This is a genomic window from Bacillus sp. TH19 (assembly GCF_016651075.1).
GTDB classification, from domain to species: Bacteria; Bacillota; Bacilli; order Bacillales; family Bacillaceae_G; genus Bacillus_A; species Bacillus_A mycoides.
Genome location: NZ_JAEKEO010000010.1, coordinates 604,698 through 618,232 on the forward strand (window position 1 = coordinate 604,698; position 13,535 = coordinate 618,232).

A 13,535-nucleotide genomic window follows, 5' to 3' on the forward strand; every position below is an offset into this window, starting at 1 on the left:
CCAAATTTCGTTTTTGGGATACTATTAAATTTTTAGTTGATGAAAACACCCGCCTAAAATAGAAAACTTTTAACCTATTATCATTTATTCCGTAGCTTTTAAGGTATTTAACACGACTTTGGTTGCGTCTGCAATAAGTTTATCATCGTATTTAGCATCTTCTTTATCATGATTAGAAAGTATAGCAAGAACAATCGGCTTTTTATTTGGTGGCCAAATAATTGCGATATCATTTCTTGTTCCGTAAGATCCCGCGCCTGTTTTATCAGCTACTTCCCAGCCTTTTGGTACGCCCGCACGAATCAATTTATCTCCAGTTGTATTTCTCTTCATCCAATCTACTAATAGTTCACGTTTTTCTATTGGAAGTGCAGTTCCTAATGTAAATGATTGAAGTGTCTTAGCTATCGCTTCTGGTGTACTGGTATCGTGTGTTTCTCCTGGATGCACTTCATTTAATTCAGGTTCAAATCGTTCTGAAGTAGTAACAGTATCTCCCATTTCTCTCAAGATTTTTTCAAATTCAGAGGGGCCCCCTAACTGTTTAAGAATCAAATTATGTGCTGTGCTGTCACTATATCGAACAGAAGCATCTGCAAGTTCTTTTAAAGTCATTCCTGTATCAACATGCTTTTCAGTAATTGGATTATAATTAGAAAGATCTTCATGAGTATACGTAATCCTTTGATCAAGAGCTTCTAATGAGTTCTTGCGTAAAAGAGCGCCCACAGCTAATGATTTAGATGTAGATGCAAATGCAAAACGATCATCTGCATGATAAGCAACAGTTTGATTCGTACCTGTGTCCAGTGCATAAATACCAAGCTTAGCATCATATTCTTTTTCAAGTTTAGCGAAAGATTGATTACCTGTATTTTCTTGTTTAATTTGATTAGCTTGATTCGTTTGTTTAGGTGGTTCAGATTGAGTGTTACTATTGGAACAGCCTATAAGTGATACGCATGAAAGTAATACTACAGGTACAATCTTTTTGTAATGTAAAATGTTAAAGAACTTGTTTAAAACGAACATAAATTTTCAACCTCTTTCAAGAATATATGGATTTTGTCTAGGTATTCTAAATACCAATGCAATTAAGGATGGCATAGGGTAACAATACTACTGCAGCTAAAATTTCACAGGTTAAAGGACATCCAAAACGTTTCTATGATTGATAAGTCACGGTTTGGGCTGTTTCTTTTTTGTTTCCACTTGTAATACTTAACCGTAGTATTACAATACATATTTTTTACTTTTGGTAATAATAAGTCCTTTCTTTTTTTGGTAATACATAAAAATAGATGTCAAACGGGATATGTTGTATCCAATCTGGACAACTAATGTTAGAAATACACTTATTAGACACTCTAAGTAATAAATTTGTTCCACTTTAAGATGAGGAAGAATTTGGGGTTTGTAAAATAACAATGGAACTACGTGTTTTTTCTTCATACAAAAACCTCTACATATAAGTAGAGGTTTTTAAATTGCGTATTAGTGAATTATGCTTTTTCAGATAAACGAAGATCATAGAATACATAATTTTAACTAGATTTATTATTAGCTAGTTTATCTCCACCACCAAGCTCCGCCTCAATCTGCGAAGTTTTCGATGACTCATCCATACGCCAATACGTAATAAAGCTTATCGCGATACATCCAGCTACGTAGAAGTAGAATAGTGATTCCATTCCGATACTTTTTAGCCATAATGCGATGAACTCAGCTGTTCCGCCAAATATCGCAACAGTTAGTGCATACGGTAAACCTACGCCTAGTGCGCGAATTTCAGTTGGGAAGAGTTCTGCTTTTACAATTGCGTTAATGGAAGTGTAACCAGTAACGATAATGAGGCCGACCATCATGAGTAAGAATGCTACCATTGGTTCTGTCGTTTTTTCCATGAAGAAGAAGATCGGCGCTGTTAGTAAAGTTCCGAGAATACCGAAAGCCATTAATAGTGGGCGGCGTCCAATTTTATCGGATAATAGCCCCGCAATTGGTTGAAGTACAACGAATATAAGTAGTGCGGCAAAGTTAATCCAGCTTACAACTTCTTTCGGAAGACCGACTGTGTTTACCATGAACTTTTGTAAATATGTTGTGTACGTATAGAATGCAACAGTGCCTCCTAGTGTTAGGCCGACTACTGTTAATACTGCTTTCGGGTGTTTCATAAGAGCGCGAACGGTTCCTGCGCTTTCGCGGTTTTTCGATTCCATATTTGAGAACTGCTCTGATTCATCCATTGTACGTCGAAGCCATAATACAGCTACTGCTCCCATCGCACCAATAATGAATGGAATACGCCATCCCCAAGCTTTCATATCTGGTTCGCTTAGTAATTGCTGAAGAACAATTTGAACGCCTAACGCAACCATCTGTCCAGCAACGAGCGTTACATATTGAAAACTTGAATAAAAACCACGGCGTCCACTACTAGCCATCTCAGATAAATATGTTGCGGAAGTTCCATACTCTCCGCCAAGTGACAACCCTTGAAGTAAACGAGCAAGAACTAAAATAATTGGCGCCATAATACCGATGCTTTCGTAACTAGGTGTACAGGCGATAATTAAAGAACCACCGGCCATAACTGTAATGGAAAGCGTTAATGCTGCCCGGCGGCCGTGTCGATCTGCATAACGTCCCATTAATAAACTTCCGATAGGGCGCATTAAAAATCCGACTGCGAAAATAGCTGCTGTGTTCAGTAACTGACTCGTTGGATCTCCTTTAGGAAAGAACTCTGCTGAGAAGTAAACAGCGAAAGCAGAGTAAACGTACCAGTCGTACCATTCAATTAAATTGCCGACGGAACCTTTGAAGATATTGCCGGCGACTCGGCTTGATTTTACTTGAGCCATAATAATTCCTCCTCTTGCTTATAAATAAAAGGTATATATGAAAGCGCGTTCAATGTAGTTGAATTGTACTGTTCTTTGATTAAAATCTCAATATTACGACAATTTTATTCTTTTTGTACTTTATGTACATGGAGAGTTTTAATAGTTGCTTCATTATTAGTTTTGTCATAATAATAGAAAAAGGAGATTGATAGTTTTGAATATTTTATCAAAGGATATGGAGTATGAAGAAATCAAGTAAAGTGTCATTACAAACGAAAATAGTAAGCTTAATAATTACATTAATTTTATTTGTCGTTCTCCTATTAGCGGGAATATTCGTTTACATTCAGTCTGTTGATACGAAACGGCAAGTGGAGCAGTTAGCACTGCAAACAGCTAAATCCCTTTCTTTTATGCCAGCTATAAAAGATGCTTTTCAATATAACGAGCATAAAAGTACCATTCAATCCATTGCGGAACAAGTTCGTGAGCAAGCTGGTGCAGATTATGTAATTATAGAAGATCGTTATGGCGTTATGTATTCACATTCTAATTCGGAGTTGATTGGTACAAAGAGTAACAATCCATATAACTATGAAGCACTCACTTTTGGTGGCTATTATACACTCGAAGGAAATGGTGCAAGTGGCCCGGCTTTAATGGCGAAGGCGCCTATTATTGTTCATAACGGAGACTACGATCAAGTTGTAGGCGTTGTGACAGTAGAGTTTTTAATAGAAGGTATTGAATCTAACATACTGAGCAGAACGAAAGAAATCATACTCTTCTCTTTAGCGGTGTTACTAGTTGGAATTGTTGGCGGCATTCTTTTAGCACGTAGCATTCGTAAAGATACACTCGGTTTAGAACCGAATGAAATTGCAGCGTTATACCGGGAACGAAGTGCGATACTACTATCCATAAAAGAAGGGATTATCGCTATTGATCAAAATGGTTTTATTACAATGATGAACACGTCGGCAGAAGAGATGCTACATGTAAATGATGATTATATGCAGCAGCACATTTCAAAAGTTTTACCGAAATTTAATATGGAGAGAGTGTTAGAAAGCGATCAAGAAATCGCGTTTCAAGATAAAGTGTTTATTTTAAATATGACACCAATACTCGAAAATAACAGTACGGTAGGCGTTGTATGTAGTTTTAGAGATAAAACAGAACTGCAAAACCTTGTGAACACAATATCTGAGGTAAGAAAGTATTCAGAGGACTTACGTGCTCAAACACATGAATTTACAAATAAACTGTTCGTCTTATCAGGATTACTTCAGTTAGGACATTACAGAGAAGCAATTGAATTTATCCAGCAAGAATCTACTATTCATCAAAGTCAAAACCATATTTTATTCCATCAAATTCACGATGCGAAAGTACAAGCTATTTTATTAGGGAAAATCGGGACAGCATCTGAGAAGAAAATTGATTTTCATATTGAAGGAGATAGTGCGCTTCATCCGTTACCAGACCATATAAAAGTTTCGCACCTTATTACGATCCTTGGAAACATAATCGACAATGCATTTGATGCGGTGAGTAATCAAAATGAGAAGAGTGTTTCATTTTTTGTTACGGATATTGGACACGATATTGTGTTTGAAGTGATAGATAGTGGAACAGGGATACCGGCAGAAAAAATCACGACCATTTTTCAAAAAGGATTTTCAACGAAAGGAAATGATCGTGGTTACGGACTAGCAAACGTGAAAGAAATGGTAGATCTACTAGAAGGAACAATTGAGATTCAAAACGAGAAAAGTGGGGGAGCTATTTTTACAATTTACCTTCCGAAAACATTGAGAGAAAGTACATGACAAACAGGGGGATGGGCATATGTTGAAGGTTGCAATTGCAGAAGATGATTTCCGCGTCGCGCAAATTCAAGAAGAGTTTTTATCAAAAATAAAGGACGTAAAAGTGATTGGAAAAGCATTGAACGCGAAAGAAACGATGGAACTACTACAAAAGGAAGAAATCGATTTGCTTCTATTAGATAATTATTTACCAGACGGAATCGGCACAGACTTATTGCCGAAAATTCATGCAGACTTTCCAGACGTTGACGTCATTATGGTTACAGCGGCGAATGAAAATCATATGTTAGAAAAAGCAATTCGAAATGGCGTAAGCAATTACCTTATAAAACCGGTCACGTTAGAAAAATTCGTTCGCACAATTGAAGACTATAAAAGAAAGAAGCAACTATTACATAGTAACAATGAAGTAAATCAAGCACTAATCGATAACTTCTTCGGTACTTCGCAAACACAAGACATAAAAAACTTACCGACAGGTGTGGATCCGTTAACATTGCAAAAAGTGAAAGGGATTATAAAAGGATTCGAAGAGGGAATTACAATAGAAGAAATGGGAGAACAAATGGGAGCCTCCAGAACAACCGCAAGAAGATATTTAGAATACTTAGTAGCGACAAACGAATGCACAGTAGAGTACACATATGGCATTATCGGACGACCAGAGCGAAAGTATCGAATAGGACGAGGATTATGAAAAAACGATTATTACTATGTATATGGATCATGACAGGAGTAATAGCTGGTTGTTCCTCGGAAAAACCTCAAACGAATACAGTAAACATAGACAAAGTAGAAATCGTTGCGCCAAACGTTCAAGGAGCAGGATGGGACTTAACAGCGCGAGCAATGCAAAAAACGCTGGCAGAAGAAAAAATCTTCACAAAACCAATCACTGTCACAAACAAAGTAGGTGGCAGCGGTGATGTCGGATGGAAATATACGAAACAAAAAGGTGGTCACGTACTGGCGATTAACTCAAGCTTACTCATAACGAACAACCTACTAGGCCACAGTAAACTAACATATAAAGACTTCACACCGCTCGCGACACTCGCATCAGATTGGGAAGTCGTTGTCGTCTCAAAAGAATCAAGCATAGAAAACGCAAACGAACTAATGGAACAACTAAAACAAGACAAGAAAAACTTCAAAATTGGCGTTGCCCCCGGCCTAGGAAACGACGATCACCTATCCTTCGTACAAGTAAGTAAAGCATTTGGCATAAACCCTGCCGAACTACAATTCTTCGTCTACGAAAACAAAGAAAAAATCATAAACGCCCTAACGAACAAACAAATAGGCGCCGCAACCATGACCCTATCCGAAGCCGAAAAACAATACAAAGCCGGCAAAATAAAAATACTAGCCGTATCCGCACCAAAACGGCTAGACCGACTACCAGAAATCCCAACTTGGAAAGAACAAGGAATCGACGTCATCTTCCAGCACTGGAAAGGAATTATGGGCCCGAAAGATATGACGGAGGAAGAGGTTGCTTATTGGGATAGCATTATTAAGAAGATGGTGGAGAGTGATAGTTGGAAGGGGATTTTGAGGGAGCGGGGTTGGGAGAGTTTTTATAAGGGGAGTGGGGAGAGTAGGATATTTCTTGAGGAGAGTAGTCAGGAGTATGGGGAGCTAGTGGGGAATAATAGAAATTATTAAATCATACGGTATGGCGTATGATTTTTCTTTTACACATAGTTTGGTAAAATAGTAGTAATTGTAATTTATTGTAACGGTGGGGATGAAAATGTTAGAGCAACTCATAATTGAATTGGCTAAATCAACGAAGCAGGTTGAAGATATAAAAGGTAATAAATCTTATTTGATTATAAATAAGGATGATGAAGGGTTATACGTTGAAATTAAATTTTCACGTGAACAATATGAAAATGAAGAGGACGCATTGTCTTATTTTAAAGTGGGCTTTGAACTTCTTAAGAGTGCTTGGGGAAAATTTATCGCTATGCGTACGATAAAGGGTGAGGATTTCGGACAAGCAAATGAATGTAATGCTTTCTTGGTAGCTTTCTTTTCACAGCTTCCATTTGTGAATGTGATGGAATCAGGAGCTATTACATTTAAAGAATTCCAAACTGATAATCTACCGAGTGAAAAATATGATAAAGTTATGCTCTTTTTAGAAGAGGTAATGAATGATACATATAATCCGATTAAGTTACGTGAACAAACGGATGAAAATTTATATAGTAGGAAGTCTCGTGCGCGTCAAGATTTAAGGTTACTGGGCTTTTTGAATGAATCCCATGAAATGAATAAGCTTCTATTAAATGAATATGTTCAATCGGAAGATAAAAATGTCTACATTGTCCAGTTAGTTTTAAAGCAGGAATATTTCCGTCATGCTTTATTTGTTCTTGGAGTGTTAGAGAACTATTCAAAGGATGAAAAGAAAGAAGCTTTAGTAGATTTAGGAATGGCGATTGTCCGAAATTCATTAGGGGATAATTTGATGGTTGAATCAGTAGCGAAGCGGCGTACGAATAACTTACTAGATTGGCTTGAACAAGTAGGGTTAGTTAATAGTGAATGGATTCCATCTGAACAATACATAAAAAAGGATGGAGAAAAGGGCGGTAGTATGAACAGTAATTTACGTGAAAAGTTTTTAATGGTTATGAATGAGTATTTACAGGCAAGGACAGAAAGATTTGCGGGCCATAAAATGGGATCGGTTGTTAGGAATGAGATGACAACGGAAATAACGAGGTTACCATTTATTGATCATAATCAGTATGTTGTCACAGGATCAATTGGACAAGGAAACTGGGCTGCTGTTCCATGGCTTGCAATTATGAATAAAGATATTACGACATCTACGCAGCGAGGATATTATATCGTTTATTTATTTAGTGAAGATATGGAGCGATTATATTTAACGTTGGCACAAGGTGTGACGGAAACGTCTAAAGAAGAGATGCAAAAGATTAAAGAAGAGATTCGTGAACAAATACATATGTCCCCAAAGGTAAAAAAAGATGATGAGATTTTCCTAGGAACAAGTCCAAAAGCGAAAGGATATGCGAATTCAACAGCGGCTTATATTGCGTACGATGCTAATAAAATGCCAAGTGAAAAAGAGTTAGTAGAAGATCTAGAAGAAATGCTTCGTTATTATGAGGGATTTATTGCTTACAAAGAGGAAGGAACGAAATATGAAATGATTTATGAGAGGAAAGAAGTGTATTTAGATCAACAATCCATTATCGATCATGTGTCTTCTTATATTCAAAGTAAAGGTTTCTTTTATGAGAAAAAGGATCTTATTAATTTCTTCCTTTCATTAAAGACGAAGCCGTTTGTGATTTTATCAGGTATTTCAGGTACAGGGAAAACGAAAATTGTTCAGTGGTTTGCGGAGAGCTTAGGAGCAACGGAAGAGAATGGACAATTTACGCTTATTCCGGTTCGACCTGATTGGAGTGATAGTTCTGACTTGCTTGGGTATGTGAACCTTCAAGGGGAGTTTCAAGAAAGACCGTTAATTAAGGTTCTTGAAAATGCAGATGCAAATCCAAACAGACCTTATTTTGTAGTGTTGGATGAAATGAATTTAGCTCGAGTGGAATACTACTTTAGTGATTTTTTAAGTGTAATTGAAAGTCGTAAATGGAAAGATGGAAAAATTATTACGTCACCAGTACTTCCAGAATCAATTACGAATAAGCATATTACGATTCCATCAAATGTATATATTATTGGAACTGTAAATATGGATGAAACGACACATCCGTTAAGTAAAAAAGTATTAGATCGTGCGAATACAATTGAATTTAATACCGTTAACTTAGATTATTTTAATTTCTTAATGGATATAGAAGAGAAAGAGGCTGAAATTGTTTCTAATCGTTCTTTAGCAACCGAGTATCTTCATTTAAAAGAATGTTTTAAAGAAAACGAAGATCTTGTGAGAAACATATCAAATATTCTAATAGAAATAAATAAAACCCTTGAATCAGTTGGAGCCCAAGTTGGATATCGTATACGAGATGAAATTTGCTTCTATATGGCATACAACGAAAAAGGAAAGTTATTGTCATTCGATGAAGCACTTGATTATCAAATATATCAAAAGATTTTACCGCGTCTTGCAGGTAGTGATGGAAGAACAGAAGAGGTATTAAAGCAGTTGTATGTATTATGCGCAAATGAAGAATATGATAGCGGCAATAATGATGCTTCATATGCTAAGTATCCTCGATCAGCTAACAAGCTCTCTCATATGTTAAGGAGGTTCGAGTATGATGGTTTCACCTCTTTCTGGATCTAATAATGAGATAGAGCTAGTTAAGATTGAAACAGAGGAGCTATCATTGACGATTAAAGGAAATCCTTATCATGAAAAATACGAGAGTTTAAAAGAATATCACGCTATGAACGCAGATGAAATGATGTATTTTCATGTGGATGGAAAAGTGGAATCTGTTTCTGTATTCGATGCAGGATTAGAGAGATTGGATGAATGTAAAAAACATCCACCCATCTTTTTTGAAAATAGAAGTTATCAGCTTGTTGTTGTTCCGAAAAAGAATCAACAGCTCTCTTTTTATCATGAACATCCGGGTTTTCGAAAGCAAGTTAGTTCCATTCAAATGGGTTCACTTCATGTGTTAATGGGGAATCTTTCATTTCCAAATGAAGTAGGAAATACAACGTTTGAAATTAAAGATGATCAAGATACTTTATTAACTGTTACATTTGAAGTTTTTCCGGCGAAACTTGATTATAAGGATGATTACAGAGCTTTATTAGATGAAGTAAATGATGAAATTTATAATTTAGCGTTTCATTTACTAAAGAGAACTTACTTAGGAGCATCTGCAATTTACGCTACAAACCCATCGAAGAATGAGTTCTATCGTATTTTAAATGATTCTTTTGAACGGTTTATGAAGTCGATCTCTCATATTAAAAGACAACCGCATCATACGCTTATGACTAGGCATCAACTTGTACGAGGAGAAAAAATTCGTAAATTGGATTCTGTCGGAATGAACTATTTGCGAAAGCGACCACACTTGTTACAAGAGAAAAACTGCATACCAACTAAAGGTATTACAGCTTATAAGGAAGTGTCATATGATACGCTGGAAAATCGATTTGTTAAATGGATGATTCAAAGAGTCGTACATAAAATAGATGATCTACTTAAGGCGCTAGAACCAAAGTCTAGATATACACGTGGTGTAACTGATGAAGACTTGTTAGAACGTGTGAAAAATATGAAATATCGAATGAAAAATGAATTGAACGATCCATTTTGGAGAGGAATCGGAAAATTAGATCGCTCAGTCTTTTCACTCGTTATCCAGATGGCGGCAGGCTATAGAGATGCGTATCAAATCTTCTTAATGCTATCGCGAGGTTTAACATTACGAGGACAAATTTTCAAAATGTCGGTAAAAGATGTCGCAAGGTTATACGAATACTGGACGTATTTAAAACTTGGACAAATTCTATCCAAAAAATATATACCGCTCCATCAAGATGTAATTCAAGTTAAACAAGACGGTTTGTACGTAACGTTAGATGAAAGTAAAACCGCAAAAAGAACGTTCAAGCATCCAGTCACTGATGAAGTAATAGAACTGTATTTCCAAAGAAGAAACGGTAGACTGCCAACAGTTACACAAAAACCAGATACGATGCTCGCTATTGAGAAAAAGGGAAAGAACTATCAATATCAATACATTTTTGATGCGAAATACCGAATTGATTTTGCTGAAAGATCTCATTATAAAAGGAAGTATGGCACCCCTGGTCCAATGGAAGAAGACATTAATACAATGCATCGTTACAGAGACGCACTAGTAGTGGAACAAGAGGGGCCTTTTGAGCGAACAGCTTATGGAGCGTACGTACTATTCCCGTGGAACCAAGAGGAAGCGTACGAGAACCATCCATTTTATAAAAGTATCGAAAAAGTAAATATCGGTGGCTTTCCATTCTTACCCAACGCAACAAGACTAGTCGAACAATTTTTAGACCATCTCATTGAAAAAAGCCCAGAAGAAATTATAAGAGAAGGCATCCTTCCAAGAGGCACAAAAGAAGAATGGCACTCCTCGCTAGAAGAAAAAGTATTAGTGGGCAGCGTGAAAACTGAAGCCGACTATGAAGCATATAGAAAAGAAGGGTTATACCAGTTACCAGTCACACAGTTAAAACCAGGATGGCAAGAAGCGAAGTACATAGCATTATATGCACCGAAAAAATGGCACGGAGAAAATGGTGGCATTCAATACGTAGCCAAAATCAAACACATTCAAATGCAACAAAACGATGAGCATGTACATTTTGAACTAGAGCCATGGAAAAAACTAGATCATCTCATCTGCCCAGTAGGATATGGTATTCAAACATACACAATAACAACTATGTCGTTATTAAAAGAAGTACAAGAACTCCCGGAACTCTTCATGAAATCAAAGGAAGAACGAATTCTTTGGAAAACACTACGCCGTTTTACGAAGCAGGTTAAAGTTGAGTTGGATCATCGCAATTTAGATGAGGCTTCTGCTGTTAAGAATTATTATGTGCAGAATGTCCAGATTTGGGTTGATTATGAGAATGAGGTGGTTATGGTGGGGAGAGATGGACGAGTTAAAGAAGTTCCTTTGGAGTTGGTTGTTGGGAGAGGTTCGGTGTTGTTTAGGGAAGTTTTAGAGGTGTTAAATGTTTTGGAATAACGTTTAGATACAAAGGAAGTTAGGTTATGGATAAGGGATGAAGTTTATTTTCGCATGGAACAAGTGAGTTTAGGCGAAGTGGAGAAATTTTTAAATATTATAGATAAATATTATGTGATATTAACGATGTTATTTCCGTATATATAACAATTGGTACTATATTAAAAATATAATAAAATTGTATCAAAATGGTAAATGTTTGAAGAATAAAAGATATTGATGTTATTTTGTTAATGACCGTTATCTATTCTATCAATTCATAAGACAAGTCTGCTTTTTAAAGCAAACTATCTAATTCTAAATTACAGAGTTTTTTAGGGGTTAAAATAGAGTGATAAATTTTTAGGGGGAAGAAAATGTTTGGTGGTAAGAAAAAGAATATGTTAGAAGCTAAGTTAAAAGATTCAATAAAAAAGACATTGGAAGAGAGAAGGGATTGCTACTATAAGGTGGTCTCGCAACATAGTAGCTCAGCAATTCAATCTCATTCAATTTGGAAATCGGGTATTTTGAAGTTAATATCTAAGGATAATCGGGTGTTTTGGATTAATCCTAATGACCGTTTTGAGATGTTTAGAGATGTAAAGGAATTATTTTCGTCTGTCATAGTAAAAAACGCAACGGTTTACAGAGGTTTTTGTAATGCCCATGACACCAATCTCTTTAAAGGGATAGAGAAAGATGAAATTTACGTCGAGAGCCTTATTCAAAAGTTTTTATATTCGTATAGGGCTTTCTCTCATCAGCATGTTCAGGATACCTTGTCAATAGAAGCCTATGAATTATTTGAAAAGGAAGCTACGAAATTATTTGAAATTAAGCAATTAAATGGAAAAGAAATTATGGCCATCCGAAATATGATTAAACAGATAAAAGAGCGCACAGAGAGGGGAAAAAGAATATTTGATAAAACAAGCAAAGAATTTCATAGCATATTTAGATTGATAGAGGAAAATAAGGACTATACTAGTGAGCTAAATGAAAAATTTATTTTAAAGTCTTACAAAATAAATAAAAAAATTGAGTGTGCATGTTCAGGAATAAGTGACCCTTTTTTAGATACCAAAGGAAACAAAATTATTAGAAATAATACAGGTTTTTTATTTATTAATTTGTTCCCAAAAGATGAAGACTCTTCATACTTTATAGTAGGTTTAATGAGGGATGATGAAAAATCTTACTTAGATATTATTAATTTTTTAGACCAAGAATATAAAAATTATGAATTAGGAACGGATAACACATTTTTACTAGCAGTACAAAATTTAGTTGTAAATGGTTCCGAGAATATTGTCTTATCACCTGAACTCTATTGCAAAATGAAAGAAGACAACTCTTTAAATAATTTGGTTAACCAATTCAAAGGAAGTGTATCATTAGATATTGGTGAGCTGAAATTTTATCAAGATGTAAAAAAAGATTATGGTTTTACTTTATTTAGTTGATAAGGTGGAATTTGTTTTTACCATAATACACCTTAGTGAAACCGTATCACAAGTGATAGTAAAACGGAAGGTTGAATTAAACGTAGAGTACAGCGAGTAGTAAATTAAAAAGCGCCCAATTATGGGTGTTTTTTGTTTATATAAATGTTTTTAGGATTTTTAAGTAAATAATATAGAAGAAAAACCAAACGGAGGAAAATCCCATGCCAACCTACAACAAACTAATCCGAAATAAAATCCCACAGATAATAAAAGCTAACGGAAAAACACCCACAACAAGAATCCTAAACAAAGATGAATACATAGAGGAACTATGCAAAAAAACAGAAGAAGAACTAACCGAATACCTAGAAGCAACAACAAAAGAACATAAACTCGAAGAACTATCTGACCTACTAGAACTAATCAACGCCCTAGCCGAACATGAAGGCACAACACTAGAAGAAATCAACAACATCCGAAAAAAGAAAGCAGAAGAACGAGGTAGCTTTTTAAATCGAGTCTTCCTAATCGAAGTAACCAATAACTAGCCCCTAGTAAGCCCCTCCCAAGCCCCTACCAAGTAATAAATCACTAAGAAAAAACACAACAAAACAAAAACACCAACAAACACCGTAGTAGTAGTCAAAAAAAAATTTGAAATAACACGCCAAAAACCCACCCCTCCTTCCTATATATAGTACAAAGAAGAAT

At 35.8% G+C, this 13,535-nt stretch carries 9 protein-coding genes; 7 read left to right on the forward strand and 2 right to left on the reverse strand.

The window, feature by feature from the left end:
* Positions 1 to 84: 84 nt before the first annotated feature.
* Together blaIII and JFU54_RS20785 are read right to left on the reverse strand one after the other, a co-directional pair.
* Entirely contained in the window at positions 85 to 1,032 is a 948-nt protein-coding gene (gene blaIII, locus JFU54_RS20780; protein WP_201066147.1) for a class A beta-lactamase BlaIII, read from the reverse strand.
* Positions 1,033 to 1,544: 512 nt separating this feature from the next.
* On the reverse strand, positions 1,545 to 2,867 hold the full coding sequence (locus tag JFU54_RS20785; RefSeq protein WP_201066149.1) for an MFS transporter: 1,323 nt from the start codon (positions 2,865 to 2,867) through the stop codon (positions 1,545 to 1,547).
* A 224-nt stretch (positions 2,868 to 3,091) separates the two neighbouring features.
* Here JFU54_RS20785 and JFU54_RS20790 point away from each other — a divergent pair, with 224 nt between their 5' ends.
* The 7 genes from JFU54_RS20790 (at position 3,092) to JFU54_RS20820 (ending at position 13,372) form a co-directional block, all read left to right on the forward strand.
* Entirely contained in the window at positions 3,092 to 4,681 is a 1,590-nt protein-coding gene (locus JFU54_RS20790; protein ID WP_201066151.1) for an ATP-binding protein, read from the forward strand.
* A 19-nt stretch (positions 4,682 to 4,700) separates the two neighbouring features.
* Positions 4,701 to 5,378 carry a response regulator gene (locus tag JFU54_RS20795; RefSeq protein WP_201066153.1) on the forward strand — a complete coding sequence of 226 codons (678 nt, stop codon included), beginning with the start codon at positions 4,701 to 4,703 and terminating at the stop codon, positions 5,376 to 5,378.
* Complete coding sequence (locus JFU54_RS20800) at positions 5,375 to 6,349, forward strand: tripartite tricarboxylate transporter substrate binding protein (RefSeq protein ID WP_201066155.1); 975 nt, start codon at positions 5,375 to 5,377, stop codon at positions 6,347 to 6,349. Before JFU54_RS20795 ends, JFU54_RS20800 begins: the two co-directional genes overlap by 4 nt.
* An 88-nt stretch (positions 6,350 to 6,437) precedes the next feature.
* Complete coding sequence (locus tag JFU54_RS20805) at positions 6,438 to 8,978, forward strand: MrcB family domain-containing protein (protein WP_201066157.1); 2,541 nt, start codon at positions 6,438 to 6,440, stop codon at positions 8,976 to 8,978.
* Positions 8,953 to 11,397: a restriction endonuclease-like protein gene (locus JFU54_RS20810; RefSeq protein WP_201067294.1), complete on the forward strand. Its 2,445-nt coding sequence runs from the start codon at positions 8,953 to 8,955 to the stop codon at positions 11,395 to 11,397. Before JFU54_RS20805 ends, JFU54_RS20810 begins: the two co-directional genes overlap by 26 nt.
* Before the next feature lie 356 nt (positions 11,398 to 11,753).
* The gene (locus tag JFU54_RS20815; RefSeq protein WP_201066159.1) at positions 11,754 to 12,842 is read left to right on the forward strand and encodes a hypothetical protein; all 1,089 of its coding nucleotides are present in this window, start codon (positions 11,754 to 11,756) and stop codon (positions 12,840 to 12,842) included.
* A gap of 203 nt (positions 12,843 to 13,045) precedes the next feature.
* Positions 13,046 to 13,372, forward strand: coding sequence for a nucleoside triphosphate pyrophosphohydrolase (locus JFU54_RS20820; protein WP_201066161.1), 327 nt, complete (start codon positions 13,046 to 13,048; stop codon positions 13,370 to 13,372).
* Positions 13,373 to 13,535: the final 163 nt, after the last annotated feature.

Coding starts and splice junctions, on each gene's coding strand:
- blaIII (WP_201066147.1), bottom strand. CDS start 1,032: ATGTTCGTTTTAAACAAGTTCTTTAACATTTTACATTACAAAAAGATT.
- JFU54_RS20815 (WP_201066159.1), top strand. CDS start 11,754: ATGTTTGGTGGTAAGAAAAAGAATATGTTAGAAGCTAAGTTAAAAGAT.
- JFU54_RS20805 (WP_201066157.1), top strand. CDS start 6,438: ATGTTAGAGCAACTCATAATTGAATTGGCTAAATCAACGAAGCAGGTT.
- JFU54_RS20795 (WP_201066153.1), top strand. CDS start 4,701: ATGTTGAAGGTTGCAATTGCAGAAGATGATTTCCGCGTCGCGCAAATT.
- JFU54_RS20800 (WP_201066155.1), top strand. CDS start 5,375: ATGAAAAAACGATTATTACTATGTATATGGATCATGACAGGAGTAATA.
- JFU54_RS20785 (WP_201066149.1), bottom strand. CDS start 2,867: ATGGCTCAAGTAAAATCAAGCCGAGTCGCCGGCAATATCTTCAAAGGT.
- JFU54_RS20790 (WP_201066151.1), top strand. CDS start 3,092: ATGAAGAAATCAAGTAAAGTGTCATTACAAACGAAAATAGTAAGCTTA.
- JFU54_RS20810 (WP_201067294.1), top strand. CDS start 8,953: ATGGTTTCACCTCTTTCTGGATCTAATAATGAGATAGAGCTAGTTAAG.
- JFU54_RS20820 (WP_201066161.1), top strand. CDS start 13,046: ATGCCAACCTACAACAAACTAATCCGAAATAAAATCCCACAGATAATA.